This is a genomic window from Marinoscillum sp. 108, assembly GCF_902506655.1.
Lineage (GTDB): Bacteria > Bacteroidota > Bacteroidia > Cytophagales > Cyclobacteriaceae > Marinoscillum > Marinoscillum luteum.
In genome coordinates, this window is sequence record NZ_LR734808.1 from 381086 (window position 1) to 407877 (window position 26792).

Genomic DNA, 26792 nt, shown 5'->3' on the forward strand with positions numbered 1-26792 from the left:
TAAAACACTTTAGTCATGAAAAGAACCACTACCCTCATTTGTTGTCTAATTATTTCATTTGCTTCCTTTGCCCAGAGCACATTGGCTGAGCACCATTTTGAATCATCCGATGTAAAAAAGGTGGTTATAGATGGTGCTTTTTGTGATGTATTCGTCACCCCGGGTTCTAGTCTGGTGTTCGATGGGATCATCAAAGGGAGTGGAAAATCGGGGGATTACCTGATTGCCAGCATACAGACAGGTTCAACTGTTGTTTTTAGGGTGGAACGTAAACAAGAGCGAAACAGAGGTTGGTCCAATATTGAGCTTGGCAAGCTCGCTCTTACCCTGCCGGAGCACATAGAGCTTAAAATCACAAATACTTCAGGTGATATCAACGTATCAGATTTTACAGGAGAGCTGGAGGCTTCCACTACGAGTGGAGATATAGTGCTGAAGAATATCAATTCAGATTGCTGGCTAAAAGCCACTTCGGGAGACCTGCGAGCAAGAAATGTTACCGGAGATATAAAAATGAGGTCTACCAGCGGGGATCAGGAGTATTTTGAAATCCGTGGAAATTTAGAGACACAGGCGACCTCTGGCAATATTGAATGCGATAAGATTAAAGGAAATGTGAAGGCCTTTGCTACAAGCGGTGACCTGGATTTCGATGGAATAGAGGGAGCCATTGAGGCGGGCACCACGTCTGGCAATATTACCGGAGATTATGTTCGCATCACGGGCGACAGTCGATTCAAATCTACTTCCGGAGATATTTATTTTGTTTTTGAAAATGAGATTGAATCACTCGGCTTTGATCTGAGGGCTACTTCTGGTGATCTGTGTGTAGGTAGCTCCAGGTCCGAAGATCGGCTATACATGGATCGGGGGCAATATACGATTGCCGGGGAAAGCACCAGCGGCGATCAGGTGTACAAAAACTAACCTTTAGAAGATTGGCTGATCGGATCAGTTACAAAGTTTTTTCCATCGACGGTAGTAAGAGATAAAAAGATATCGTGTACTTTTTGGGTTTGCGACTTAAATAGGCATTTTTGTCGGCAGTCAAAACACCCCAAAACCCAAATTACATGCACAAACCTTACATTAGTCCTGAAACCAAGCTCAACGAGCTCACTTTCAGGTCGATTATTATCGGAGCACTCTTGTCAGTCGTTTTAGGAGCAGCCAATGCTTACTTTGGATTGTTCTCGGGACTTACCGTCTCAGCTTCAATTCCCGCAGCAGTGATCTCCATGGCCATTCTCAAGGCCTTTAAAAATTCGAACATTCTGGAGAATAACATGGTGCAGACCGCTGCATCGGCAGGGGAATCACTGGCAGCAGGGGTTATCTTCACCATTCCGGCTCTGGTGATTATGGGATACTGGGAGGAGTTTAATTATATAGAGACCACACTCATTTCCATTTGTGGAGGGGTTTTGGGTGTCTTATTCACCATTCCTTTGCGAAATGCCCTAATCGTCAAAGAAAAGCTAATGTTTCCTGAAGGTGTCGCTACCGCTGAGGTATTGAAAACCGGTCAAACCGGGGGCAAGTCTGTGAAATATCTGATTTACGGAAGTTTGATCGGCGGTCTTTTCAAATTAGGTACCGAAGCGCTCAAGCTTTGGGGCGGTGTGTATGAGAAGGCTGCCCTTGTTAACCAAAAGGCCTATTTATATTTCAGTTTGAACCTTTCTCCGGCCCTTGTGGCGGTGGGTTATATTGTGGGATTAAATATTGCCACATTGGTATTCTTGGGTGGAGTGATCACCTGGTGGGTAGCTATGCCTGCTTATTTGAGTTTCAATGGATATGCTCAGGTGGCTGCCGAGCTGGTAGAGGCCGGGAAGTTCGTGAGCGTGGATGGTATTAGTCCGGAAGCCCTCGGTGGAGCCCTCTGGAGCGCCAAAATGAGATACCTTGGAGTGGGAGCTATGATCGTGGGTGGTTTGTGGGCGCTCATTAGCCTAAAGAGTGCGCTTACCACAGCTTTCACCTCTGGAGTGAAGGCCTTTAAGGCAGGCGCTCAGAATGTCTCAGAGACGTTAAGAACAGAACTGGATACTCCAATGTCCTGGGTACTAATGGGCATTGGAATCATGATCGTTCCTGTTTTCTTCATTTACCTCACTATTATTCAGGACGTGCCTGTTACGCTTTTCATGGCCTTGATAATGGTACTTGCGGGCTTCCTGTTTTCGGCTGTAGCGGGTTACATGGCCGGACTCGTTGGGAGTTCCAATAATCCCATTTCAGGGGTCACTATCGCCACCATTTTAAGTACTGCTTTGCTGTTGCTTTTGCTCATGGGCTCTTCTGATCCTTCAAGGGGAGCAGCTGGAGCAATTTTGGTTGGAGCTGTGGTATGTTGTGCGGCGGCCATCGCCGGAGATAACATGCAGGACCTTAAGGCCGGATATGTGTTGGGTGCTACACCTAGAAATCAACAGGTGATGCAAATGATTGGGGTGGTAGCCGGTGCCCTGCTGATCGCTCCGGTATTGAATCTGCTACTCGCTTCCAAGGGAATTGGAAACCCTACGGCCGAACATCCTAATCCATTGGCTGCTCCACAAGCCACTCTGATGATGAGTGTGGCTACCGGAATTTTTGGAGGTAAGCTTCCCTGGACCATCATTTCAGTGGGTGGGGGTATCGGTGCCCTCATCATAATCGCTGATCAATACCTTAAGAAAATTGGTTCCAACTTCAGAATGCCTGTTTTGGCGGTTGCTGTTGGACTTTATCTTCCCTTTGAGCTGGACTCTTCCATTTTTGTTGGTGGGGTGATTGCCTGGATGCTGGATAGGAGTTTTAAAAGAAATAATATATCCTCAGAGAGCGCTGACAGGGCTTCCAATGCCGGCTTGCTGATTGCCTCTGGTTTAATCACCGGAGAGGCGCTGATGGGCATAATGATTGCGCTCATCGCTACTTTCGGTCTTGATTTGGAATTGAGTGACGGCACATTTGGTGGGAGCCTGCTTGGCCCCGGCTTGCTGTTCCTCATTCTTGTCTACTTGTATAGATCTGTGGTGAAGGCTTCCAAAGACAAATTATGAGTAAGGGCGAGGAGTTTAGTAATCGATGGGGGATCATTCTCGCTTCACTGGGAATGGCCATTGGCGCAGGTAATTTGTGGCGTTTCCCCCGTTTGGCGGGGCAGTATGGGGGTAGCTTCATATTACTCTGGATTCTTTTCCTTTTTGTATGGTCCATCCCCTTATTGTTGGCCGAGTTTTCCATCGGTAAAAAGTATAAAAGTGGGGTAATTGGGTCTTTTGGTAAACTGGCCGGCAAAAGGCTTACCTGGATGGGGTTTTTCATTACCTTCTGCACGCTTGGGATAGCTTTCTATTACTCAGTAGTGACCGCCTGGTCCATTGAATACCTGTCCATCTCGGTGATCAATTTGTATGATGGCTTTATGGGAAATACCCTTACGGATAAATTAGCAAGCAATCCTAATTACTTGTTGGACCAGTGGGATTCCCTTTCGAATGGCAGCATGGTGACCATCGGGTTGTATATACTGGTGATTGTTCTGGGTGTGATTGTGGTGCGCAGAGGGGTGAAGAATGGTCTGGAGAAGGCCAACCGCATTCTGATTCCAAGTTTGTTCGTGCTGTTGGTGATTGTAGCCGCCTCGGCGCTCACTATGGAGAACGGCACAAAAGGCCTGGAGTATATGTTTGCGATCAAATGGGATAATTTCAGCAACCCTACCATCTGGATAGAGGCCCTCTCACAGTCGGCATGGTCTACCGGAGCAGGTTGGGGTTTGATGATTACTATTTCATCCTATACCCGTGCTAAAGAGGATGTGACCTTGAATACGTTCATTGGAGCCTTTGGAAACAATACCGCTTCTATACTGGCTGGCATAGCTATACTGCCTGCTGTATTCGCACTTTCTGCCAGTGATCAGGAGGCCACCGCTTTCCTGCAGTCCGGTAGTCAGTCGCTCACGTTTACAATCATACCAAAGCTATTTGCTACCATTCCCGGTGGTGGTTTTATGACTTTGATTTTCTTTTTGGCACTTACATTAGCTGCCTTTAGCTCCTTTTTGCCCATGCTTGAGCTCCTCAAAAGTAATCTCTCAACCATTGGTGTATCTGAAGGTATGATTGCAGTGATACTTTTGGTGGCGTTTACTGTTTTTGGGTTACCATCGGCCTATTCACTGGACTTCTTCAGTAATCAGGATTGGGTGTGGGGGCTTGGTCTTATAGTGAGTGGAATCTTCATCTCCGTAGCCACAGCCTTATATGATCCTGTCAAATTCAAAAAAGAGCTGATCGACAAGGATTCTGACTTTACCATTTCAAATGCCTATTTCAAATACGCTATCTATGTCAATATCCTGCTGGGCGTGTTTCTCATTTATTGGTGGATGTCACAGGGGTACAGCACATTCCCATGGTTTGATGCCCAGGGCAGTTGGAACTGGATGGACGTTTATAGTAACGCCTCTATCGTTACGCAGTGGGGCACGGTAATTTTGGTGGGTATTGTCATTAATAAATTTTTGTATCACCGATTTTGTAAAGTAACAGTATGAGTGGTTCTGCGATAGTGAGTATGATTTTGATTGTCGGTGTGGTGGTAGGCGGCTTTGTGTATTTTTTGATTAAAGCATTGAAAAACGAAAAAGATAAATAATGGATAAAATAGATTCTTTAAATCAGGTTTCAGAATTTCATAAAACGTTTAAACACCCGGTGTTGGAGACACCTCAGATTCCCTCCGCAGAGCGATGCGCTCTCAGGGTGTCCCTTATTCAGGAGGAGCTTAATGAACTGCAACAAGCTATCCAGGATAAGGATATCGTGGAGGTGGCAGATGCACTCTGTGATATCCAATATGTGCTTTCTGGTGCCGTGCTGGAGTTTGGTTTGGGAGATAAATTTGTTACCCTATTCAATGAGGTTCAGCGCTCCAATATGAGCAAAGCGTGCGTGTCTCAGGAAGAGGCGCAGCAAACCGTAGATTACTATCAGAATGAAAAAGGAACAGAAGCGTACTTTGTAGAGAAGGAGGGTAAGTTTTTGGTTTACCGTAAGGAGGACAATAAAACCTTGAAGTCAATTAACTATTCCCCCGCCAATCTCAAAAAAATTATAAGTGAGGGATGACAAAGGAGATGGTCGAAACCAGGCTACTCTGCAGATCAAAGAAATTACGTATGATCTTTTCGTCACAACCGAGACCGAACATAAGGATCAGATAGGCAGTGATGGAGGATAAAAGTTTTATAGCTGTTTTGTTTTTCATAACAAATCCTGAGTTATTTTGTAAAATTAGTTCAAGAAACTTTAAAAACTAATAATAGTTTCAAAATAAAACAGAATTTGTTAGGGTGGCAATACCCTTAAAGTGGTATTTAATTGCTATCCATATTCACTAAGTAGACGTTATCACTGCGCTCGTTATCGTCTTCGAACAGGATCAAAACACCTTTTTCCATTAACCAGTAATCAGAATCTCCTGTGGAGAAGTTTTCAGTGTCAGAAATATACAAGCGACCTTTTTTGTCTATTTGCCATTCTGAATATTCAATCTCCCGCTCGTCGAATGCCTCTACTATGACTTTTACTTCACCTCCCGGCTTAAATTCCATGTAGATGTCGATTTCTTCAAGTATACCGGAAACAATGCCAGAGACAGAATTAAGGATGATTTTCCCAAGGAATGAGTCCTCTTCATCGACTTCTCTTTTGGCTTCTTCAAACTCTTCATCTACATCGATGACCAGTTTCCACGATCCGATAAGGTCTTTGGCGACTACTTTGCTTTGAGCCTCTGCCTGGTAGGTGAGTGCAATCAATAGTAGTGCGAAAATGGTTAGGCTTAGCTTTTTCATGTTTATATATTTCGTTATTATGTATTACAAGGTACTACGTAAAGTATAATACTGAATATGGCGTCTATGGGTTACGATAAACAGATGTTTATTAGCTTTGCGGTAGATAAAATTGGAAGATAATGTTTGATAATCTTAGTGTTAAGTTAGATAGAGCCTTTAAGACGCTTAAGGGGCAGGGTAATATTACGGAGATCAATGTTGCTGCTACCGTTAAGGAGATCAGAAGAGCACTTATCGATGCTGACGTTAATTATAAGGTAGCTAAGGAAGTGACCGATTCCATTAAGGAAAAGGCCCTTGGGCGTGATGTGTTGATAGCTGTATCTCCAGGTCAATTGCTGACTAAGATCGTGGCGGAGGAGCTTACCATACTGATGGGAGAGACCAATGTGCCGATCAACCTGACAGGCAATCCCAATATTATTCTTATATCAGGTCTACAGGGGTCAGGTAAGACCACTTTTAGTGGGAAGCTCGCTAATCAGTTTAAGAAGCAGGGAAGAACAGTGTTACTGGCCGCATGTGATGTGTACAGACCGGCTGCCATTGATCAGCTAAAGGTGCTGGGCGAGCAAATAGGGGTGGAAGTGTACACGGAGCCCGATGAGAAGAATCCTTTGAAGATTGCTAAGAATGCTGTGAAATACGCAAAGGAGCATGGCAAGAAGTCATTGATCATTGATACAGCGGGTAGATTGGCGGTAGATGAAGCCATGATGGATGAAATAGCAGGCATTAAGAAAGAAATACAGCCCTCTGAGACACTTTTCGTGGTGGATGCCATGACTGGACAGGATGCTGTGAATACAGCAGCAGCGTTCAATCAGCGACTTGATTTTGATGGAGTGGTACTCACCAAGCTGGATGGAGATACAAGGGGTGGAGCGGCGCTTTCCGTAAGGAAAGAGGTCAGCAAACCCATTAAGTATATTAGTACTGGGGAGAAGATGGATGCCATCGATCTGTTTCACCCTGACCGTATGGCCAAGCGAATCCTGGGTATGGGTGATGTGCTCTCCCTGGTGGAAAAGGCGCAACAGACTTTTGATGAGGAAGAAGCCCGACGAATCAATAAGAAAATCAAGAAGAACCAGTTTGGATTTGATGATTTTCTCTCTCAGATGGAGCAGATCAAAAAGATGGGTAACATCAAGGACCTACTCGGCATGGTGCCAGGTGTGGGCAAGGCCATCAAGGACATTGATATAGATGATGACTCATTAAAGCCTATAGAGGCCATCATACGTTCTATGACTCCATTGGAGCGTGAGAATCCAAACCTTATCAATGGGAGCCGCAGGCAGCGAATTGCCAATGGAAGTGGTACTTCAGTAAATCAGGTAAATCAATTGCTGAAGCAATTTGAGCAGATGCGTAAAATGATGAAAACCATGAACAAGATGGGGGGAGCAAAGGCTTTGTCCAATTTGATGTCGTAAGTCACGGTAATTTTGGCAGGATATAAAAAAGGGATCAAGTGTACACTTGATCCCTTTTTTATTATTTGGTATCTATGAATTATCTGTATGAAACCGCATTAATGGCGTCCAAAGTTCGTTTAACGTTAGGAAGTATTTCCTCGATGAGCGTAGGTGCATACGGCAGAGGAAGGTCCATGCTATTCACTCGATGGATAGGTGCATCCAGATAGTCAAATGCATGTCTTTGCACATGATGACTAATGTCTGCAGAAATAGAGGCCAATGGCCATGCTTCTTCCACAATTACCAGTCTGTTAGTTTTCTTTACTGATTCCACTATCGCCTTATAATCGATGGGTCTTACCGTTCTCAGGTCAATGACTTCTACACTCACACCTTCCTTGGCCATCAGATCTGCAGCTTCAATAGCCACTTTCATCATTTTACCAAAGGAGACGAGTGTTACGTCAGTTCCTGATTTCACGGTATGGGCCTCTCCAAGGTTTAATAGATATTCCTCTTCCGGCACTTCACCTTTGTCTCCGTACATCAGCTCAGATTCCATGAAGATAATAGGATTATCGTCTCTGATGGATGCCTTGAGCAAGCCTTTAGCATCGTAAGGATTAGAAGGCACGACCACTTTCAGTCCCGGAGTATTGGCATACCAGTTTTCAAAGTTTTGAGAGTGCTGAGAGCTGAGTTGTCCGGCGTTTCCGGTAGGGCCTCTGAACACGATAGGGGAGTCAAACTGTCCTCCTGACATTGACTTTATTTTCGCTGCTCCGTTGATGATCTGGTCAATGGCCACCAAAGAGAAATTGAAAGTCATGAATTCAATGATCGGTCTAAGGCCGTTCATGGCTGCCCCAACACCCACTCCTGCAAAACCAAGCTCCGCAATAGGCGTATCAATCACACGATCTGGTCCGAACTCATCGAGCATACCCTGGCTTACCTTATAAGCACCATTGTACTCTGCAACTTCTTCACCCATAAGGAAGACCTTGGGGTCCCTTCTCATTTCTTCACTCATTGCTTCGCCAAGCGCTTGTCTGAATTGTATTTCTCGCATGATTTGATTGTTGATTAAGAAAGCTGCTAAATTAAAATATTAGCTCGATATAAATAAAAAAAGCTCTCCAAAATGGAGAGCTTTCAAATATAAATTTCAGAATTCTTACTTCACTGCCTGAGCAACTGCGTCAGCGTAATTGGTGAATTCAAGATCGTTAAGTGCTTTGTCTTTCAATGCAGGATCTTTAGACACTGCGGCTTTCAGACTGCTAGCCACGTCAGCGGCGTTGTTTTGTCTGGCTGATGCTACAGCGATCAGGTAATTAGCCTCTGCACCAAGTTTTTCGTTGGTAGCTATTTCACCCAATGTGCTCTTCGCTCCATCGTAGTTTCCACTTAGAAGTTGTGAAAGACCTGAATCGAAAGTTACAGTAGCGCTCTTTGCAGAAGAAGCAAATGAAGCATTAGCTTCTTCGTACTGACCATTCATTACCTGAATAGCACCTTTCATTCCTTTGATGTTGCTAGCTGTAGTATTAGAAGGAGAAGCAGCCTCAGCATCACCTATAGAGGTCAATGCCTGAGCATATTCGCCTTGCATCACGTAAGCAGCAGCCATGTTAGCTGATACTTTCGCAGACTTGCTTTTGTTTTTTGCAATTTCAAGCTGAGTGATAGCATCCTGCACCAATTTGGTTTTGTCAGCACCTTCTGCTTTTGCAGCTTGCTCCAGGTATACAGCACCCAAGTTGTTGTGAGCTTCCCATGCACCACTTTTGGTAGCAGCTTTGTAGATGGCAGCTTTCTCATCCAAAGAAGGAGTGAGGGTAGCAGCAAACAATAGCTCTGAAGTAGTAAGGGTATCAGCTGAAATGCTTCCGTTGGCAATTTGCTTAGCCAATACAGCGATTTGAGCATTTGATTTTTTAGGTTTCACTGTAAGGATTTCAGTCTTAGCAGTTCTCAAACCTGGGTAAACTTTGTCCAAAAGAGTTTTGTATGCAGGAAGTTTCTGCAATTCTTTTTCTTTCTCTTCGAAAGAACCAGTTCCGTTGATGATTCTTGAGATGGCTGCTTTTTGATCGTCAGAGATACCTGTGTAAGATACCAAGGCCACTTTCAAACCAGACCAGTCTTCAACGACAGGCTTAAGGATGAATTTGATTGAATCCGCCATGCCTTTGTAGTCATAACGCTTCATTTGCTTTCTGTAGAAGCTTTCGATTGCCTTAGCTCTGTTTTCAGAAAGACCACTGTTGATTCTTTCAGTACCTTCTGGAGAGTGAGTACCAGTGATTGTTACAGTTCTGGTAACGTTTTTCTCTGCGATGAAAGCAGCAAGGTCGTTACTTTTTGAACGGTTTGAGCTACCATCAAAGCTCAAAGAAGGATTAAGTGTCGCTACACCCTGAGCGAAAAAGAAATCCACTTTTGTCGGCACAAGCTCTTCTTTGTCGTTGTAACCATGGTCAGCATAAGAGCTGAAAGTTACAGGCTTCGCAAAAGAACTGGTCATTACCAAACCTTGGGCTACAGCCATTCTTGGAGAAGTCTTTGACTTTCCTGATCTTGGATCTTTAGCCACACCTTCTACGTAGAGTGTTCCAGGATTCATTCCATCCTGATAAGGGATAGAGAAATCACCGCTCTTGCGAGAAGTAGAAGAACTACTGTTAGGGAAGTCTTCAGCTTTGAACTCTATAGATCCAACAGCTATTTCCTGATCACCGTACTGATAGATAGTGTTTATGGTGTAAACTTTTCCTGTAGGGAGCATTTTTGGAGGTAAAACCGCTGACATCTGGAACGGAACCGCACCACCATGAACTTCAAGTGGATTAGGGGTTACCTGCAAATCCTGGTTTGCAGCTAGCTTGATCATCTTGCCGAGCGTACAACCAGAAAAAATGATTGCTCCGGCGACAAACGCCATAGCAAAGTTAAATTTTCTCATGTGGATCATTTTTTTGAATTTTCAATTGTAATAATGGTCAATTCCGATTATTGAACTGCAATAATACGGAAATTTAAACTTTCTTAGTAACTCAATTTCAACAAATCTAAGGGCCTTTTGTTATCTTTGTTGCTATATTGAATATGATTTATGCAAGATTTTTTTGAAAAATACGCGTTTGGTGTTTGTACAAGGTTGGGGGAGAAGCTAAGAATCCCTACATCAGGCATAAGATTGTTCTTTATTTATGCTTCATTTTTGACTTTCGGGTCGCCTGTTATTCTTTATTTGGCGTTAGCATTTATTATGAATTTCCGCAAAATGCTGCGTAGAAGGGACAATTCTATTTGGTATTATTGATCGCTTCATAGTTTCTTTTTCTCAGAACGTAGTAAGCAACGGGGAGAATTGCTTTTTTCTGATTTTTCAGCCGTGTGCCTGATCGGATGGTTAGTTTGATTTGACTGGGAAAAGCCCTCATAGCGCCTGCATGAGCTTTAAATACCGCTGCGAAATGTGAAAAGGACTCATTCTTCCAGAAGAGAAAAGCGGCCATCCAGTCAAGAATCAGCCTTACAGGAAGCGCCACTAACAGCATTGGGATAGGTAAATTCTTTATCAAAAGGCTGATCCCGTTTCTGAAATTGAGGTAGGTTTTGCGGGGGCTAGTTTTGTTCAATGTACCTCCCCCCACATGGTAGATCACACTGTTTGGGACAAAAGCAATTTTCAATCCCAGACTTTTGACCCGCCAACAAAGGTCAATCTCTTCCATGTGCGCGAAAAAATCAGCATCGAATCCGCCGGCTTGTTTGAACACCTCAGACCTAATCATAAAGCATGCGCCGCTTGCCCAGAAAATGTCAGCGTTGGAGTCATACTGACCCGTATCTTGCTCCAATGTATTGAAAACACGCCCCCTGCAATAGGGATATCCCAGCAGATCGATAAATCCTCCTGCTGCTCCTGCGTATTCGAAATAATCTTTTTGATTAAAATCGAGGATTTTCGGCTGAACCGCAGCGTAATCCTTGTTTTCGTTCAGGAAATGGGAGAGCGGAGCAATCCAGTTAGGGGAGACTTCCACATCAGAGTTGACCAAAAGGTAATAATCGGCATTGACCTGGTTGAGGGCTTCGTTATAGCCCCCGGCATAACCATAGTTTTGGTCCAGGAGTATGGTGCGAACCGAGGGAAACTGCTGAAGCACTGCCAGAGAGTCGTCTGTAGAGCAATTGTCAGCTACAATGACTTCAGCATCAGGCGAATGCGTTATGAGCGTTGGTAAAAAGTGGAGCAGGTGATCCCGGCCGTTATAGTTCAGGATGACAACAGCAACTTTGTGCATTAAATCATGTTGTTTAGGTCGAATCCGGGGATGTTTGGAATCATTCCTTCTGTGGCTTTCTTCATATGCTCTTTCGATGCAGCGTCCACTTCCACCATTGCTTTGTTGATGGCAGCGATGATCAAATCCTTCATCATGTCAGCGTCTTCTTTGGAGATAATGGACTCATCGATCTCCAGTGCTGTGACCTCTTTATTTCCATTTACAGTGGCCTTTACCATACCGGCACCAGATTCTGCAGATGCAGTGATGTTTTTCAATCCGGCCTGTGCTGCTTTCATATTTTCCTGAACCTCCTTCAGTTTGCCCATCATTTTCATCATATCTAACATAGCACTGATGTGTTAATTCCTTAAAAGTGTAAAAGTACCAACTTGAGTTTTAAGTTCACCGTTTTCCAGTCGGAAGGTGAGCCGGTAAAGGTAAGTTCCCTCATCAGCATCGTGTTTGCCTATTTCTCCATGCCATACAGGATTAGTATTAGACTGATGAATGGGGGCACCCCACCGGTCATAGATGATTATGTCAAAATCACTGGTAGGGAGCCCAAAAAGCTCCAAATAGTCATTGAGTCCATCTCCATTTGGGGTAAATCCTGAAGGGATAAACACCGTAATTTCATAAGCTTCTGTCAAAGCATTGGACAGGATAAATAGGTCGTTATCGTAGCTGTACCTAACCCGAAGGTGAATGCTGGTCCCCAGGCCACCGGGTAAGAGGATGTTAGTGTCGAAATTGGTCTCTATAACCCTGCTACTGTCGTCATTGTAAAACAGGAGGGATTGAGTGTAGCTACCCAAAGCATTTTGGGGCGGACTGAGACTTATTTGTATGCGGTTTTCGGAGTAGCTACGGTCCGTGAGTTTGATGTGTGGAGGTGCTACGACAATGGAGTCAATGGCATTACCACAGCTGTCCTGCTGAATCAGACGGTATTGGAAGGGGCGTGCGCCGGGAGGCACATCGTCGGTGTAGTCTCCCTGGGTGGTGGCCACCAATGAGAAGGCGCCATCTCCATATTTTCTTTTGATTTCAACTTCTTTGGAAGAAGAGGAATCAATGTGAATCAAAATGTCATCACCGCTATAGGTGGCGTAGGACTCAAGTAGGTTTTTCGTTGTAGATCCAGCCGAATCGCAGCTTTCCTGCGTAAATAAAATGGTCTCAGTGCAGGGGTTGAATATATTAATCCGGGTGCAGAATTCATCGATCTGCAGGTCAGTGCCCAGGTGAAAAGAGGGAGTGGAGGTAGTTAACTTACCCTGATGGATGGTTTCAAAAGTGGCTCCATTTGTTTGCAACTCTACCGAGTAGAGGGTGAGTGGGTCTGGGCTTGGCCAAAGTGAGAGCTGCAGATAGAGGTCATCGAGGCATGCCTCTGTAATCTCAGCGGAGTTGATGTTGAGGGGTTGAAGACTTTGAAGATTAAACGACTGGCTTATATCCGGACAAGAGGCAAAAGCATTGTTAAAATAGCCTACTGCCTGAATCATTCCGTTTGATTGACCATAATCATAGGTGGGTAGCCCATCACCAGGTACGTAGGTGACCGAATCTGTTTCTGAGAACCATACCCGGTAATAGTCGTAGTATTCGTCAGAGAATCCAACGGTAATCTCGGTTTCTGAACACTGAAAAATACTGAGCGCCGGAGGGATGGCCTCCAGTACTTCAAATATCAGGGTATCTGTTTTGGGCTGGATGTCCTCTCCCAGAAATTGAACCACTTCGTATCTTCCCGGTTCAGTATAGGTATGAAAGGTATCAGTGGTTTCTATTGCCCCCTCTTCATAAAAATACTGTCTGCTGATCGTGCCCAGGTTGTCATGCTCACTGATGTGAATGGTAACAGGCGCACACCCCTGAGGGTAAGCAATAGAAAATCTTCCAAAATTACTTGTATGCTGCCCTATGCCGGCAAAGCAGATGAAGTTCAGTATGAATAGGAGTACTCTCAAATAGTCATTACTAATATTTAAACTAACGAGGGAGTCCTGATTAAATTTTCGACTCAAGTCTTGCTACCACACTTTCTATCGAAAGCATCTCCTGATTACCGTCCCTCATGTTTTTGAAGGTATATTCTTTTTTGTCTATTTCCTCTGTACCCACCACCAGCACGTAGGGGATGGCGTTTTTGTCGGCATAGTTAAACTGCTTCTTGATCTTAGCCGCATCGGGAAAAATCTCTGCCCTGATGCCAGCGCTTCTGAGTTGATTGAGTAGCCCAATGCCGTGTAGGAAGCATTCCTGATCAAAGTGAGCGATGAGTACATCTGCTGATTTGGTCAGAGACTCCGGGAAAAGATTCTTTTCTTCCAATACGTCATAGATCCTGTCCAGACCAAAGGAAATGCCTACTCCAGAGATTCCCTGAAGTCCAAAAACACCCGTAAGGTTATCATACCGCCCACCACCGGTGATGCTTCCTATCTGCACATCCGTGGCCTTCACTTCAAAGATGATCCCGGTGTAATAGGTGAGGCCCCTTGCCAGGCTAAGGTCCAGCTCAATTTTTAGATTTTTGGTGCCTGTGCGGGTCAGGTAATCAAAATATGCGAGCAACTCAGTGGTGCCTTTGTTTTCACCTATCAGCTTCTTGAATAGCTCGATTTTAGTGGTGTTATCTGCACTTTGCTCAAACAGATCAATAACCGAGCGAAGCTTTGTGCCATTTGCACCCAGGGCCAGGAGCTCATCCTGAACTTTGTCAGAGCCAATTTTATCCAGTTTGTCAATGGTGATGCAAAATGGCATTTCTTTACCTGCCAGGCCGACATATCTCGCCAGCTCATTCAAGAGCTCTCGGTGATTGATTTTCAATACAAATCCATCGTATTTCAATTCCTTGTATACATCATGGATGAGCAGGGTGAGTTCAGCTTCATTCCAAAGAGAGTCTGAACCTACTATGTCCGCATCACATTGGTAAAACTCACGGTATCGGCCTTTTTGGGGTCTGTCGGCGCGCCAAACAGGCTGTATCTGAAAGCGTTTGAAGGGGAAAGTGATGTCATGCTGATTTTGCACCACAAACCGGGCAAAGGGTACAGTAAGATCGTACCTCAGTCCTTTCTCTGAAATCTGATTGAGCATGTGAGGACTGCCTTTCGTGTAATCCTCTACGCTCGTTTTCTTCAGGTAGTCACCCGAATTTAGTATCTTAAATAATAGCTGATCACCTTCATCTCCGTACTTGCCTGTGAGCACAGAGAGCTGCTCCATAGCAGGTGTTTCGATCTGGTTGAAGCCGTACTTTCCAAAGTTTTTCTTGATGATTTCTATAATATAGGACCTTCTTGCTGATTGAAGTGGTCCGAAATCGCGTGTTCCTTTGGGTATGGATGGTTTTGAAGTTGCCATAGATTTATTTTGGACAAAACTAACTAATCCTCTAAATTTGCACCTCGTTAAAAAGAAATGATCAGACAATGGCCGTTACAAGATTAGAAAGAAAGGGTAAGAGAAATAAATCAAGAGCTAAAAATCGCGTGAGTAAAATCAAGCAACTTAATGCTATGCCTACCATCAAGAATGTGGACATAGAGGAAATTAAGAAAAGCTTTGAGACCGCTCCAAAACCTGCAAAAAAGGCAGAAGCGAAAAAAGAGGAAGCTCCTGAAGTGAAAGCTGAAGCTCCTGCAAAAGAGAAAAAAGCTGCTGTACCTAAAGCTGAAGCAAAAGAAGCAAAGCCTAAGAAAGCCCCAGCTAAGAAAAAAGATACTAAGGATAAGAAAGAGGACTAATCGTCCCTTAATTATCTGTGTCATAAAAAATAGCCCGCTCCGATAAAATCGGAGCGGGCTATTTTATGCATACCCAGTCAGGCGATAAGTCAATAATCCCACCCATTCCTTGATCAGGATGTTCCAGTCCTCCAGGGCCGTGTGGGAGGGAAGTATCCAAAATGGACTCCAATTGCCTTGCTGTCCTCTGAAATCTACCGAAAAAGGAATGACTATGATTCCTTGCTTTTTGAAGCACCTAAGTGCCCGAGCCATATGTGAAGCGGAGGTGATCAAAAGCACTTTCTGTTCTTTTAAACCCAGTGAGTCTAATATTCTGGCCGTTTCTACTGCATTTTCATAGGTATTTCTGGAGTTTGCTTCCATAAATATCTGATCATCATGAGCTTCTATGAGTGTTTGGCTGTAGGCACCAAGAAAATGTGCTTCGCGTAGCGTCTGATCCATCAGAGAACCTGATCCTCCCGAGAGAATGAGTTTTTGTACGATACCTTCCTTAAATAGAATCAGGGCTTCATTGATCCTGTCGGCACTTCCATTGAAATGATATTGATCAATAGGTTCTTTGCCTGGTTCCAGCATGCCTCCCAATACTACCGCCGTTTCCACATAGGGGAGTTGGTCTTTTGGAGTGGCGGCATGCTCCCATTCCACCATGGCGTAGTTGCTGAGCATGGGGTTGGTAAAGACCAGAAGTAGCAGCAAGCTGCCCCAAAGCGAATATTTCTTCAACCCCTCCTTACGAGCAAATACCGCAAGCAGCAAGAGTGTAACGATCCAGCTAAGCGGACTGATGAGGAAGAATAGTGCTTTTGAGGCTATGAAAAACAAGGCTGTTATCTACTAATGAACGCAATGATTCTCCTAAACCAATCAAAATACAGCGTAACAAACAACCCAAGACTCATCATCCATATGATGATGACATTGAATATGAGAGTGTCTATCCACAAACCACCGAAATGTTTGGTAGGCTGATAAAACTGTGCCCTGAAGTCGAGTGCATGATCAGGAAATGACGGATCGTTGTAAATAGGGTAGAGCTTTTGAATGTAATGATTGTTATGCTCCAATATGCGATGCTCCGTGGTAATGTTCTTGACCATCACCCCAACGGCTACATTGGCATTTTCATTTTTCAAACTTTCAAAACGTGCTTGTTTTTCCGGAGTAGAGTTGAGATCAGCCAAAAGCGCCTGTTTGCTTGAATTGGCATCCTTGTATTGCAGGTTATAATACTTGATCAGCTTCTCTACAAAAACCATCGTCTCATGAAAAAGAGACTCACTCCATTGATCTACATTGAGTTGATCCACTTCGGGAAACTTATCATAACCGATTTCAGAGAGCTCTTTTTTAAGTTCGTTTTGGATGGTTTTGAGTTGGTACGCATATTCCTCTTTTTCCTCCTCACTGGCTGCGCCCATGTTGTGATGGATTTGTTTGAGGTCTTCTTCTATTCTGGGAAATAAATAAGCGGTCTTGAACTCTGATTGAGCCATGACTTTGTCATCCTCATAAAAGTACTTTTCATATTCGTTCTCCTTAAACTGATGTACTGCCATTGCCTCGAAGGCCCATCGTGAAGCCATGATTTCCCCTATCATCGGCACTTTATCCTCTGTAGTGATAGCGGGGTTGAGTTTGTCGAAATTGACCACCACACCGCTGAGAATGAGCTGGGGAATGACCAGCAATGGGATGAGAATATAGACGGTTATGGCTGACTTAAAAGCCGAAGAGACATTGAGTCCCAGTACATTGGCAAAACACGATATGGAGAAAAGGACCAACCAAAAAGGGAAAAACATGCCCTGTATGCCCAGAATCCAGTTGCCGATAAGGGTGTAGGTCATTGTCTGAAAGGCCGAGATGCCAAAGAGAATGATAAGCTTGGAAACAAGATAGCTGAACCTGCTAAGGTTGAGAAAAGCTTCTCGTTTCAGTATTTTCCGATCTTTGATGATTTCCTCAGCACTGACTGTGAGCCCCATAAAAAGTGAGACAATCACACTCATGAAAAAGAAGACAGGAATGTTAAGATTTTCTCTGAACTGATAAAAGGAAGTGTCCTCTGGTAGATATCTGACGATGAAAGCGAGCAAAAGGGCCAGGACCGGTGCTTCCAGAAGGTTGATCGTGAGGTACTGCGTATTGCTCAACTTTGATTTGAAATCCCGGATGGAGAATATCTTTAGCTGCTTGAATTTGTTGGGAATATCCAGTGTTTTGTGTGGGATCACGGGAGTTTCCTCTACCGGCGGGATATTTATTCGCTCCTTGAAGTACTGATACCACTGGTAAGGCGTGATCTTTCTTTCTTTTGTGAAGTTTCCAAACTCATTGACCACCTTGGTTTCAATGATGTTGAAGATTTGCTCAGGATTGGCAGCTTTTGATTGATCCACCATCTTCACAATGTCCTTGAAGTAGGCTATGCCATCAATGGGATTACCATAGTAGACCTGATAACCACCAACATCGAGCACAATCAGTTTGTCGAACATTTTGAAAATGTCCTCCGAAGGCTGATGAATCACCACAAAGATCATTTTTCCTTTGAGTGAAAGCTCTTTGAGCAAATCCATAATGTTCTCGGAGTCCCTGGAAGAAAGCCCGCTGGTAGGTTCGTCTACAAAGAGTACAGAAGGCTCTCTAAGTAACTCCAGGCCTATATTCAGGCGCTTTCGCTGTCCACCGGAAATGGTCTTGTCCAGAGGTGAGCCGACCCGTAGTTTGCGGGTTTCGTATAGTCCGAGGGACTCAAGTGTCTTGTTGACTAATTGTTGTAACTCTTCTTCATTGAGTTTTTTGAAACACAACTTGGCCGCATAGTAGAGGTTGTCAAAGACGGAGAGCTCCTCGATCAACAGGTCGTCCTGTGGTACGTATCCTATGACGCCCTCTATTTTACGTCTGTTTTTGTGAATGTCCACGCCATTAATGCGTACGGTACCCTCAGAGGGGCGCTCATTGCCGTTGAGTACATTCAGCAGGGTGGACTTTCCTGCACCACTTCCACCCATCAGCGCTATCAGCCTTCCTGATTCCTCTTCAATGTTAATGTTACGTAGGCCAACTTTTCCATTTTTAAACTTAAAGGTGACTTCTCTGGCCGCAAAGGTAAGGTGATGGTCAGATGCGATGGATCTGAAACTATTGACTACCTCGCTATGGTATATGGGCTCGGCGTTTTCAAATTTGATAGCGCTCCCACTGGCAAAATTATAGATGTGATTGATGCGCATAGGCCCTTCGTTCAGGACTACAGGTCGCTCACCAATGTATTTAGCCAGGTAAATGTCGATCTCTGGAACACTCAAAACGAGGATAAATCCATCGAGGCCCTGTCGGATCAGGCGCTTGCATTTGTCCGGCACTTCATGGGTGCCATCATCTATGATCAGTACATGTCTTGAGCTGATCTTGCTTCGCTCCTGAAAAATCACAAAAGCTTTGATCAGATCAGTAATGGCTTTTGAAATGTTGATGCTCTCAGAGATCAGGTATAGGAGCTCTCTTTCTCGGTTGGAGACTTTACCGTCCGCAGCAATGAGAATAATCAAATCAAGGATGATGATGATTTTCTGCTGAGCGGTTTGTTCTTTATTGATTTTGGCACAGATCTCCGCTATTTGAGTTTCGTCACTGTCCGAATAGTGCTGCTTCTTAGTAAGCTCATCGAAGAAAAGCAGGTATTTTTTGGCACGTTCAGCAGTCAGTTTGCTGACCAGAAAGTTTTCAACGGAAGCTTTCTCAGCTGATGTTACATCATCTTCTTTAGCTACAATAGCAAGGAGTTGGAGTATGGCATTGAGAATCTCTTCACTCATAGGGCGTGTGATTTGAAGGAATGCCTAAAAATACAAAAAGCATTGGGATCCCAATGCTTTTTCTTCAGGTTAGGTAATGTTTTAGCTAATTTTTTAGAAGGCTACAATATCGTTCCTTACTCTTTTTACTTCGGTAGTAATATCAATCAACATGTCTTGGGTGAGAATGAAATTACCTTCATTCGAAGCGATTTTGGCTTGAATGTCAGCCAAATCTCCGTCATATAGGATTCGAAGGATACTGAGTTCAGTGATCATTTTAGCAATGGCATCATTCTGAGGCAGATCCTTGAGCATGGCGATCACATCAAGCAAAGGTTTTTTCTGATCCAGAACCACTTTTACCAATGGCTCCAGAATGAGGTTTCTATTGGTTTCATCCAGTATATCCGAAGGGTAGGTCTCAATGACCTTCACTGCAAGGTACAGGCCTTCTAAGAAGCTACCTGTAAGGATGAGCGCCGCTACAGATACCCTGTCTGAGCTTTCCAGTCTGGTTTCTGCTTCTACAATGGCACGGCTTAGAATTTTGCTTAAGGAATCCGGGTTGTTCAGGTTACCCTGAAATTCCTCCATGGTCTTAACATCAAATACTGAAGCGACCCCTAAGGTTTCTGCCAACTTCTGACATGCTTCCATATATTGTCTGGACTCTGACACCTTCTCGTAGGAAAGCAGGTAGCCCATATCCGTGGCGTACACTCCCAGATTGAGACTAGCTTCCTCTTCGTTTGTCTCATATTTGGAAAGATTTTCCAGTCCATTGATAAGCGTACCATTAAAGTCCGAACCTGTAGCCTGGAGCATATAAGGAACTTCAGTAGGTGAGGGGAGGTCATGTATGACCTGATCCAGGTCGGAAGATATTTTCTTCTCTGCTTCCTCAAATGCGGCCTCCTTGGCAGACTTTTCGTTGGAGCTGCCACCACAGCCTACCAGGGCCAAAGCGAATGCAGATCCTATGAGTAGAGTGAAAGCGTATCGAATCGAAATTTTCATTTTATATGTCGGTTAGGTTATCAACATCCAATTTTAATGCTTTTTTGGCTTGGATTGAAATTTAGTGTAGATAATTTCGCTTAAGGATTTCACATCCCCCTGAGAATACAATATGAAGGGACTAAGCTATAGTAGTTTGAGGGCAGGAAAGCGGTATTGGCTGGTGAATTATGGCGACAGGTATGAATTTGAAATCCTGGAGGTTTTATCCCCCCAGGACTTCAAACTTAAAGATGTCAATACCCTGGAATTATACCTGATGTCAGAGATCACCAGGTATGGAAAGGGTGATGATTTTGAGATCAGGGATCTAGGCTAACTGATAGAATGATTTTGATTTTGAAGGCAGCTTAGAAGCTCCTTCCAGAAATTCATCTACTGCACGGGCAGCCTCTCTGCCTTCAGAGATAGCCCAGACCACCAAAGACTGGCCTCTGCGCATATCACCTGCTGTAAACACGCCACTCTTGCTGGTGGCATAATTCTCAGCTCTTACGTTTCCTCTTTCATCAAGCTCGAGTCCCAGTTGTTCGATCATTCCCTCTTTCTGAGGATGCACAAACCCTGCGGCCAGAAGCGCCAGTTCACATGGGATCACCCTGTCGGTGCCCGGAACTTCTTCCATGCCGTTCTTTCCCCAGTTGATGTCCACCAGTCTCAGGCCGGTGAGTTCCCCTTTGTCATTCCCAATAAATTCCTTGGTGAGGATGGCCCAGGCCCGCTCACATCCTTCATCATGCGATGATGAGGTTTTGAGGGTCATTGGCCATTCAGGCCATGGGTTCAGTTGAGTTCTGGATTCAGGTGGCTTGGATAGGAGCTCTATCTGAGTGACCGATTTTGCTTTGTGTCGGTTGGAGGTACCCACACAGTCAGATCCAGTGTCACCACCACCAATTACGATTACGTTTTTGCCTGTGGCGAAAATGTCCTCTTTGGTATCTACTCCCTGGTGGTTGATCAGAACATTTTCTCTATTGGAAACACGCTTATTTTGCTGACTCAGGAAATCCATCGCGAAATGAATGCCTTTCAGGCTACGACCGGGCAAAGGTAAATCTCTCGGCACTGTAGAGCCTCCACAAAGTACAATCGCGTTAAATTTCTCTTCCAATTCGCTCACAGGAATGTTCACCCCTATATTGGCGTTGGTTTTGAATGTGATTCCTTCCTCTTCCATTACTTTGAGCCTTCTGTCGATGGTCCATTTTTCCAGCTTAAAATCCGGGATGCCATATCGCAGGAGCCCGCCGATCTGATCAGCTCTTTCAAACACTGTCACATTGTGACCTGCCTGATTTAGTTGTGTAGCCGCTGCCAGCCCTGCTGGTCCTGATCCTATTACCGCTACGGATTTCCCAGTTCTTGTTTTAGGAGGATTGGCTTTTACCAACCCTCTTTCAAAGGCTTCTTCCGCAATTGATTTTTCGATCAATTCGATCGCTACAGGATCCTTGTTAATCCCCAAAACGCAAGAGCCTTCGCATGGAGCAGGGCAGATGCGTCCAGTGAATTCCGGGAAATTGTTTGTCGATGAAAGAATCTTAAAGGCAGTCTCCCAATCCTTGTTGAAAACGGCATCATTGAAGTCTGGAATGTGGTTGCCCAGTGGACAGCCATTATGACAAAAGGGAATTCCACAGTCCATACATCGGGCGGCCTGTTTGTTGGTTTTCTCCTCTGCGAATGGAACATAGATTTCGTTGTAATCTGCAATCCTGCTCTTCGGGTCCCTTACTTCAGGAAGTTCTCTGTTGTATTTTAAAAATCCGTCTACTGCTCCCATTATGCTACTTTTTCTTGTATTTTATTCTCTTCTAAAACTCTTTTTAAATCGTGTGGCATCACTTTGACGAAGTACTGCTGCATGTGATCCCAGTCGTCGAGGATATTGGCGGCATGCTGGCTACCTGTATTGGTAACGTGTGCGCCGATTTCCTCCTTGAGGTAGGCCAAATCATCACTTCCGGGTTGTTCCAGGCCTACCATTTCCATGTTCACCTTATCTCGGAAGGTTTCATCGGTGTCTAAAACGTAGGCGATACCACCGCTCATTCCGGCGGCGAAGTTTTTACCTGTTTCACCCAGGATAATTACTTTTCCTCCGGTCATGTATTCACAACCATGGTCACCTACACCTTCCACTACAGCCTCTACACCTGAGTTTCTCACACAGAAACGCTCTCCGGCGTTGCCATGGATGTAGGCTTTTCCTGAAGTGGCTCCGTAGAACGCTACGTTACCAATGATGATGTTCTTCTCCGGCTTGAATGTGGCCTTTTGAGGTACCTTCACTACGATTTTACCTCCTGAAAGTCCTTTTCCAAGGTAGTCGTTAGATTCACCTTCCAGACAAAACTCAATGCCCGGAGCAAGGAATGCTCCGAAACTTTGTCCGGCAGACCCTGTGAATCCGATTTTAATTGGACTCATCTTCAACCCGGCACTGCCATATGCCTTGGATACCTCATGCGAGAGCATGGCGCCTACGGACCGATCGATGTTGATGATTTTGTAGGTTTTGTTGTTCTCACCTTTATTGAGGTAATCACGAATCAATTTTCTATCTAGCACCTTCTCCAGTCCATGATCCTGGTCTATTTGGTGATGCTTACCAAAAGAGGCAGGCACACTTTCCTGATGAAGGATAGGAGAGAAGTCTATGTTTTTTAGTTTCCAATGATCAAGATCGCTGCGCACTTTGAGCACGTTGGATTGACCGACCATTTCGTTGATGGTACGGAAACCAAGTTCGGCCATCACTTCTCTGAGCTGTTCTGTGATGAATGTAAAGAAGTTGACCACATGATCCGGGTTACCGGTGAATAGCTTTCTCAACTCAGGTTTCTGTGTGGCGATCCCTACAGGACAAGTGTTGAGGTGGCATTTTCTCATCATGATACAACCCTCAACAATGAGCGCTGTGGTGCTAAATCCAAATTCTTCGGCTCCCAACAATGCTGCAATGGCCACATCACGCCCTGTCATAAGCTTACCATCTGTTTGCAACACGACCCGGCTTCTCAGGTTATTTCTCAGGAGGGTCTGATGCGCTTCGGCCAGCCCAATCTCCCATGGGAGTCCGGCGTGTCTGATGGAGCTAAGTGGTGAGGCACCAGTACCTCCATCCGCACCTGAGATCAATATAACATCTGCTTTGGCCTTAGCCACACCGGAAGCAATAGTGCCGACACCTGCTTCAGATACCAGTTTTACATTAATCCGGGCATGTCTATTCGCATTTTTCAGATCATAGATAAGCTGCTTAAGGTCTTCTATAGAATAGATGTCGTGGTGTGGTGGGGGTGAAATGAGCCCAACACCTGGTGTAGAGTGTCGCACTTTGGCAATCCACTCGTCCACTTTATGTCCTGGCAATTGACCGCCCTCTCCGGGCTTTGCACCCTGTGCTATTTTTATTTGAAGTTCGGTCGCTTCCTTCAGGTAATTACTGGTCACTCCAAACCTACCGGACGCTACCTGCTTGATTGAAGATCTCTCCCAGTCACCATTGGGCTTTTTAGCAAACCTAATCTCGTCTTCTCCACCTTCACCACTGTTACTTTTGCCACCAATTCTGTTCATGGCAATGGCTAATGTGGAGTGTGCTTCGTGAGATATAGATCCGAAAGACATGGCACCCGTGGCAAATCTCTTCATGATACTACTGGCGGGCTCTACTTCCTCCAGTGGTACGGATGTTCGTTTTTTGAAATCAAACAAACTTCTCAGGGTGATGGTGCTGTCCTGATAGTTATGTACACTTGCTGCGTACTTTTTGAACAGTTCGTAATCCCCTAGAGAGGTTGATTTTTGTAGCAAATGGATGGTTTCCGGATTCAGAAGGTGGGCCTCACCATTTCTTTTCCATTGGAAATATCCTCCCACTTCCAGTAGTTTATTATCTGTATCAAATCCAGATGCATGTTTGATCAGGCATTCTTTCTCCAGATCCTCAAAGGTGAGGCCGTCCAATCTGCTGACGGTGCCCTTGAAGCATTTGTTGACTACTTCAGATCCCAATCCCACACACTCAAAAATCTGAGCAGATTGATAAGACTGGAGGGTAGAGATACCCATTTTGGAAAGGATCTTCAAGAGACCACTGCCTATACCATGGGCAAAATTTTCATAATAGGTATTCAATGAAGTTCCCTGATCGAGCTTGCCATCTGCATAAAGGTCTGCAATACAGTCATAAGCTTTGAATGGATATACGGCACTCACACCGTAACCTACAGCGGTGGCAAAATGGTGAGTTTCCCAGATGTCACCGGCCTCTGCGATCAGACCTGTCTTTGTACGGATGTTTTCTTTCACCAGGTGCTGATGCACTGCACCTATAGTGAGTAGTGAAGGAATAGGCACCCTGGTCTCACTGATGTTGCGATTGGAGAGTACGAGGATTTTCTTACCTTTTTCTACTTCAGCCTGAGCTTCTGCGCAGACTCGATCCAGTGCTTCTTTCAGATTGATCTCTGAAGGATCGTAAGTGCCATCGATGCTGCCATAGTCAAATCCTATTTCCTTTTGACTAATTAGCTTTTGGAAGTCAGCTCTGGAAAGTACTGGTTGCGAAATGTGAATTTGCTTGGTGTGCAGAGCGGACTCATCCAATATATTCAGGGATTCACCCACCCGGGTATAGAGGGACATCACCAGTCTTTCTCTGATAGGATCGATTGGCGGGTTACTTACCTGAGCAAAAAACTGCTTGAAGTAATTAGAGATGTGCTGACTTTGTCTGGACAATACGGCCAGAGGAGCATCTGCTCCCATGGAGCCCAACGGCTCTTTTCCCAGCTCTGCCAGTGGGCCTACCGTCAGTTTTACATCTTCCTGAGTATAGCCGTAGGCTTTCAACTGCTTTCTCAGAAGTTCTTTTTCGATTTTTTCCTCTTTTATCTCAGGATCCGGTAGGAGTCTGAGTTTGATTCTTTCCTTCTTGATCCAATCAAAATAGGGCTTGTCTTTGACTACCTCGTTTTTGATTTCTTCATCATAGAAGAGCTTTTTGTTGGGAAGATCCAGCCAAAGCATTTTTCCTGGCTGTAAACGACCGTTTTCCAATACATTTTCGGGCTTCACCGGAATGGCCCCGGTTTCTGAAGCCATGATAAGCCTGTTGTCTTTGGTAACACAGTAGCGAACCGGGCGCAATCCATTTCTGTCCAGAGTGGCACCGAGTTGCTTTCCGTTGGTAAAAAACAAGGCGGCTGGTCCATCCCAGGGCTCCATGATGGATGCATGGTACTTGTAGAAGGCCTTCTTCATTACCTCCATTTGCGAGTTGTCCTGCCATGCTTCTGGCACGAGCATCATCATGACGTGAGGCAGGCTGCGTCCACCAAGCACGAGTAGCTCTATAAGTGCGTCCAGATTGGCCGAATCCGAATTAGCAGGATCGGTCACAGGAAGAAGCCACTGCAGTTCCTTTTCGGTGAAAAGAGGGGAAGACATATTCGCTTCCTTTGATTTCATTTTATTCACGTTACCACGTATGGTGTTGATTTCACCATTGTGGGCCAGGTATCTGAAAGGCTGGGCAAGCTTCCAGTTAGGGAAGGTGTTGGTAGAGAAGCGTGAATGCACGATAGCAAAAACGCTTTTAAAATCCTTGTTGGTCAGATCATGGTAGTAATCTTCCAGCTGGTCAGTCTTCAACTGACCTTTGTATATCACAGTGTGGGCTGACAGGCTACACACATAGAAGTCACCATTCTGTCCTTCAACCTGATTTTTGATTTCGTGGGTGGCGTAGTTACTCAGCACAAAAAGTTTTCTTTCGAGTTCTTCTTCCGTGAGTTTTTCGTTGATGCCAATAAAAATTTGCTCTACGTATGGTTCGGCTGCTTTGGATTCATGTCCGGGCACCTGAGAGTCCACCGGCACAAGTCTGTATCCTATGAGGTTAAGACCAAGGTCCTTGAGGCATTTGTTAAATACTTGCCGACATTTTTCCCTTACCTGATAGTTTTTAGGGAAGAAGATCATTCCCACACCATAAGATCCTTTTGAGGGCAGGGTGATGCCGAAATTCTCTAGTTCCTTTTTGAAAAAGGCGTGTGGAATCTGAACTAAAATACCAGCTCCATCTCCTGTATTTTCATCACTACCGGTTGCACCCCTGTGCTCCATGTTCTTTAGCATGGTCAGCGCATCCTTCACATTTTTGTGTGATTCTCTGTTGTTGATGTCTGCAACACACCCCACACCACAAGAATCATGCTCCAACTCTTTGGTATACAGTCCTTTATTTACCATTTATAGAAATATGTTATTGTTAAACCAACCTTAAAAATACTGAATTTGTCTCTTCAAATAAAATGAAAAACTAGAAAACACTCGTTTCACCAAACATTATTTCAATATTAACAATTTATCCTATTAACCATTGAATAAATGCAAATAACAAAAAAAATAGGCTATATAAATTGATGATTTTTCAAAGTAATTAAAACTCTATTGAAAAATCCACATTTTCGATCATAAAATCACTGGATATTGGTCTGTTTTCGTGTTCGATTGACTTCAGGAATTTCTAAATTTATGGCGAACATTGTGGTCGTCAAGAGGTGCAATGGCGGCCTGTCTTCATTATTTCAAAAACAACTTGC

The 26792-nt window shown here is 44.5% G+C and carries 22 protein-coding genes; 10 read left to right on the forward strand and 12 right to left on the reverse strand.

What is annotated here, in order from left to right:
* Positions 1–15 precede the first annotated feature (15 nt).
* The 6 genes from GV030_RS01565 (at position 16) to GV030_RS21550 (ending at position 5238) form a co-directional block, all read left to right on the forward strand.
* Positions 16–927: a DUF4097 family beta strand repeat-containing protein gene (locus GV030_RS01565; RefSeq protein WP_159579129.1), complete on the forward strand. Its 912-nt coding sequence runs from the start codon at positions 16–18 to the stop codon at positions 925–927.
* Positions 928–1073: 146 nt separating this feature from the next.
* Positions 1074–3050, forward strand: a complete 1977-nt coding sequence (locus tag GV030_RS01570) for an OPT family oligopeptide transporter (RefSeq protein ID WP_159579131.1) — start codon at positions 1074–1076, stop codon at positions 3048–3050.
* Positions 3047–4552 carry a sodium-dependent transporter gene (locus tag GV030_RS01575; RefSeq protein WP_159579133.1) on the forward strand — a complete coding sequence of 502 codons (1506 nt, stop codon included), beginning with the start codon at positions 3047–3049 and terminating at the stop codon, positions 4550–4552. Before GV030_RS01570 ends, GV030_RS01575 begins: the two co-directional genes overlap by 4 nt.
* 20 nt (positions 4553–4572) lie before the next feature.
* Positions 4573–4653, forward strand: coding sequence for a hypothetical protein (locus GV030_RS01580; protein WP_255465461.1), 81 nt, complete (start codon positions 4573–4575; stop codon positions 4651–4653).
* A complete protein-coding gene (locus tag GV030_RS01585) occupies positions 4653–5126 on the forward strand; it encodes a nucleoside triphosphate pyrophosphohydrolase family protein (RefSeq protein WP_159579137.1) in 474 nt (157 codons plus the stop codon). The genes GV030_RS01580 and GV030_RS01585 overlap by 1 nt, the downstream gene beginning before the upstream one ends.
* On the forward strand, positions 5116–5238 hold the full coding sequence (locus GV030_RS21550; protein ID WP_255465029.1) for a hypothetical protein: 123 nt from the start codon (positions 5116–5118) through the stop codon (positions 5236–5238). Before GV030_RS01585 ends, GV030_RS21550 begins: the two co-directional genes overlap by 11 nt.
* 136 nt (positions 5239–5374) lie before the next feature.
* On the opposite strand, the gene GV030_RS01590 is transcribed toward GV030_RS21550, so the two are convergent.
* Complete coding sequence (locus tag GV030_RS01590; protein ID WP_159579139.1) at positions 5375–5854, reverse strand: hypothetical protein; 480 nt, start codon at positions 5852–5854, stop codon at positions 5375–5377.
* Between the two features lie 122 nt (positions 5855–5976).
* Here GV030_RS01590 and ffh point away from each other — a divergent pair, with 122 nt between their 5' ends.
* Complete coding sequence (gene ffh / locus GV030_RS01595; RefSeq protein WP_159579141.1) at positions 5977–7296, forward strand: signal recognition particle protein; 1320 nt, start codon at positions 5977–5979, stop codon at positions 7294–7296.
* A gap of 79 nt (positions 7297–7375) precedes the next feature.
* Here the strand turns inward: ffh and GV030_RS01600 are convergent, their stop codons facing one another.
* Both GV030_RS01600 and GV030_RS01605 read right to left on the reverse strand, forming a co-directional pair.
* Positions 7376–8353 carry a pyruvate dehydrogenase complex E1 component subunit beta gene (locus GV030_RS01600; RefSeq protein WP_159579143.1) on the reverse strand — a complete coding sequence of 326 codons (978 nt, stop codon included), beginning with the start codon at positions 8351–8353 and terminating at the stop codon, positions 7376–7378.
* 105 nt (positions 8354–8458) lie between these two features.
* Positions 8459–10249, reverse strand: a complete 1791-nt coding sequence (locus tag GV030_RS01605; protein WP_159579145.1) for a hypothetical protein — start codon at positions 10247–10249, stop codon at positions 8459–8461.
* A gap of 150 nt (positions 10250–10399) precedes the next feature.
* On the opposite strand from GV030_RS01605, the gene GV030_RS01610 reads away from it, so the two are divergent.
* Positions 10400–10609, forward strand: a complete 210-nt coding sequence (locus GV030_RS01610; RefSeq protein ID WP_159579147.1) for a PspC domain-containing protein — start codon at positions 10400–10402, stop codon at positions 10607–10609.
* Here the strand turns inward: GV030_RS01610 and GV030_RS01615 are convergent.
* From GV030_RS01615 to hisS, 4 genes are read right to left on the reverse strand one after another with little or no spacing between them, the layout of a single operon-like run.
* A complete protein-coding gene (locus GV030_RS01615; protein ID WP_159579149.1) occupies positions 10593–11597 on the reverse strand; it encodes a glycosyltransferase family 2 protein in 1005 nt (334 codons plus the stop codon). The two genes, GV030_RS01610 and GV030_RS01615, sit on opposite strands and share 17 nt — an antisense overlap.
* Positions 11597–11929 carry a YbaB/EbfC family nucleoid-associated protein gene (locus GV030_RS01620; RefSeq protein ID WP_159579151.1) on the reverse strand — a complete coding sequence of 111 codons (333 nt, stop codon included), beginning with the start codon at positions 11927–11929 and terminating at the stop codon, positions 11597–11599. The genes GV030_RS01615 and GV030_RS01620 overlap by 1 nt, the downstream gene beginning before the upstream one ends.
* A gap of 12 nt (positions 11930–11941) precedes the next feature.
* Positions 11942–13555: a gliding motility-associated C-terminal domain-containing protein gene (locus GV030_RS01625; RefSeq protein ID WP_159579153.1), complete on the reverse strand. Its 1614-nt coding sequence runs from the start codon at positions 13553–13555 to the stop codon at positions 11942–11944.
* Positions 13556–13595: 40 nt separating this feature from the next.
* The gene (hisS, locus tag GV030_RS01630) at positions 13596–14960 is read right to left on the reverse strand and encodes a histidine--tRNA ligase (protein ID WP_159579155.1); all 1365 of its coding nucleotides are present in this window, start codon (positions 14958–14960) and stop codon (positions 13596–13598) included.
* A 68-nt stretch (positions 14961–15028) separates the two neighbouring features.
* Between hisS and GV030_RS21465 the strand changes: the two genes are divergently transcribed.
* The gene (locus tag GV030_RS21465) at positions 15029–15343 is read left to right on the forward strand and encodes a hypothetical protein (RefSeq protein ID WP_185155828.1); all 315 of its coding nucleotides are present in this window, start codon (positions 15029–15031) and stop codon (positions 15341–15343) included.
* A gap of 63 nt (positions 15344–15406) precedes the next feature.
* Here the strand turns inward: GV030_RS21465 and GV030_RS01640 are convergent, their stop codons facing one another.
* From GV030_RS01640 to GV030_RS01650, 3 genes are all read right to left on the reverse strand, one after another.
* Complete coding sequence (locus GV030_RS01640) at positions 15407–16174, reverse strand: YdcF family protein (protein WP_159579157.1); 768 nt, start codon at positions 16172–16174, stop codon at positions 15407–15409.
* Positions 16175–16179: 5 nt separating this feature from the next.
* Positions 16180–19176 (reverse strand): ATP-binding cassette domain-containing protein, encoded by a 2997-nt coding sequence (locus GV030_RS01645; RefSeq protein WP_159579159.1) that lies wholly within the window; start codon positions 19174–19176, stop codon positions 16180–16182.
* A 93-nt stretch (positions 19177–19269) separates the two neighbouring features.
* The gene (locus tag GV030_RS01650) at positions 19270–20175 is read right to left on the reverse strand and encodes a hypothetical protein (protein ID WP_159579161.1); all 906 of its coding nucleotides are present in this window, start codon (positions 20173–20175) and stop codon (positions 19270–19272) included.
* Positions 20176–20287: 112 nt separating this feature from the next.
* Between GV030_RS01650 and GV030_RS01655 the strand changes: the two genes are divergently transcribed.
* The gene (locus GV030_RS01655) at positions 20288–20494 is read left to right on the forward strand and encodes a hypothetical protein (protein WP_159579163.1); all 207 of its coding nucleotides are present in this window, start codon (positions 20288–20290) and stop codon (positions 20492–20494) included.
* On the opposite strand, the gene GV030_RS01660 is transcribed toward GV030_RS01655, so the two are convergent.
* Positions 20486–21961: a glutamate synthase subunit beta gene (locus GV030_RS01660; RefSeq protein WP_159579165.1), complete on the reverse strand. Its 1476-nt coding sequence runs from the start codon at positions 21959–21961 to the stop codon at positions 20486–20488. The two genes, GV030_RS01655 and GV030_RS01660, sit on opposite strands and share 9 nt — an antisense overlap.
* The gene (gene gltB, locus GV030_RS01665; RefSeq protein WP_159579167.1) at positions 21961–26439 is read right to left on the reverse strand and encodes a glutamate synthase large subunit; all 4479 of its coding nucleotides are present in this window, start codon (positions 26437–26439) and stop codon (positions 21961–21963) included. The genes GV030_RS01660 and gltB overlap by 1 nt, the downstream gene beginning before the upstream one ends.
* Between the last annotated feature and the right edge of the window lie 353 nt (positions 26440–26792).

Bases quoted from the DNA above. Each gene is read 5' to 3' on its own strand.
- hisS (WP_159579155.1), bottom strand. From the start codon at position 14,960: ATGGCAACTTCAAAACCATCCATACCCAAAGGAACACGCGATTTCGGA.
- GV030_RS01580 (WP_255465461.1), top strand. From the start codon at position 4,573: ATGATTTTGATTGTCGGTGTGGTGGTAGGCGGCTTTGTGTATTTTTTG.
- GV030_RS01565 (WP_159579129.1), top strand. From the start codon at position 16: ATGAAAAGAACCACTACCCTCATTTGTTGTCTAATTATTTCATTTGCT.
- GV030_RS01605 (WP_159579145.1), bottom strand. From the start codon at position 10,249: ATGAGAAAATTTAACTTTGCTATGGCGTTTGTCGCCGGAGCAATCATT.
- GV030_RS01600 (WP_159579143.1), bottom strand. From the start codon at position 8,353: ATGCGAGAAATACAATTCAGACAAGCGCTTGGCGAAGCAATGAGTGAA.
- ffh (WP_159579141.1), top strand. From the start codon at position 5,977: ATGTTTGATAATCTTAGTGTTAAGTTAGATAGAGCCTTTAAGACGCTT.
- GV030_RS01655 (WP_159579163.1), top strand. From the start codon at position 20,288: ATGAAGGGACTAAGCTATAGTAGTTTGAGGGCAGGAAAGCGGTATTGG.
- GV030_RS01645 (WP_159579159.1), bottom strand. From the start codon at position 19,176: ATGAGTGAAGAGATTCTCAATGCCATACTCCAACTCCTTGCTATTGTA.
- GV030_RS01575 (WP_159579133.1), top strand. From the start codon at position 3,047: ATGAGTAAGGGCGAGGAGTTTAGTAATCGATGGGGGATCATTCTCGCT.
- GV030_RS01660 (WP_159579165.1), bottom strand. From the start codon at position 21,961: ATGGGAGCAGTAGACGGATTTTTAAAATACAACAGAGAACTTCCTGAA.
- GV030_RS01590 (WP_159579139.1), bottom strand. From the start codon at position 5,854: ATGAAAAAGCTAAGCCTAACCATTTTCGCACTACTATTGATTGCACTC.
- GV030_RS01650 (WP_159579161.1), bottom strand. From the start codon at position 20,175: ATGAAAATTTCGATTCGATACGCTTTCACTCTACTCATAGGATCTGCA.
- GV030_RS01570 (WP_159579131.1), top strand. From the start codon at position 1,074: ATGCACAAACCTTACATTAGTCCTGAAACCAAGCTCAACGAGCTCACT.
- GV030_RS01585 (WP_159579137.1), top strand. From the start codon at position 4,653: ATGGATAAAATAGATTCTTTAAATCAGGTTTCAGAATTTCATAAAACG.
- GV030_RS01620 (WP_159579151.1), bottom strand. From the start codon at position 11,929: ATGTTAGATATGATGAAAATGATGGGCAAACTGAAGGAGGTTCAGGAA.
- GV030_RS01610 (WP_159579147.1), top strand. From the start codon at position 10,400: ATGCAAGATTTTTTTGAAAAATACGCGTTTGGTGTTTGTACAAGGTTG.
- GV030_RS21465 (WP_185155828.1), top strand. From the start codon at position 15,029: ATGGCCGTTACAAGATTAGAAAGAAAGGGTAAGAGAAATAAATCAAGA.
- GV030_RS01615 (WP_159579149.1), bottom strand. From the start codon at position 11,597: ATGCACAAAGTTGCTGTTGTCATCCTGAACTATAACGGCCGGGATCAC.
- gltB (WP_159579167.1), bottom strand. From the start codon at position 26,439: ATGGTAAATAAAGGACTGTATACCAAAGAGTTGGAGCATGATTCTTGT.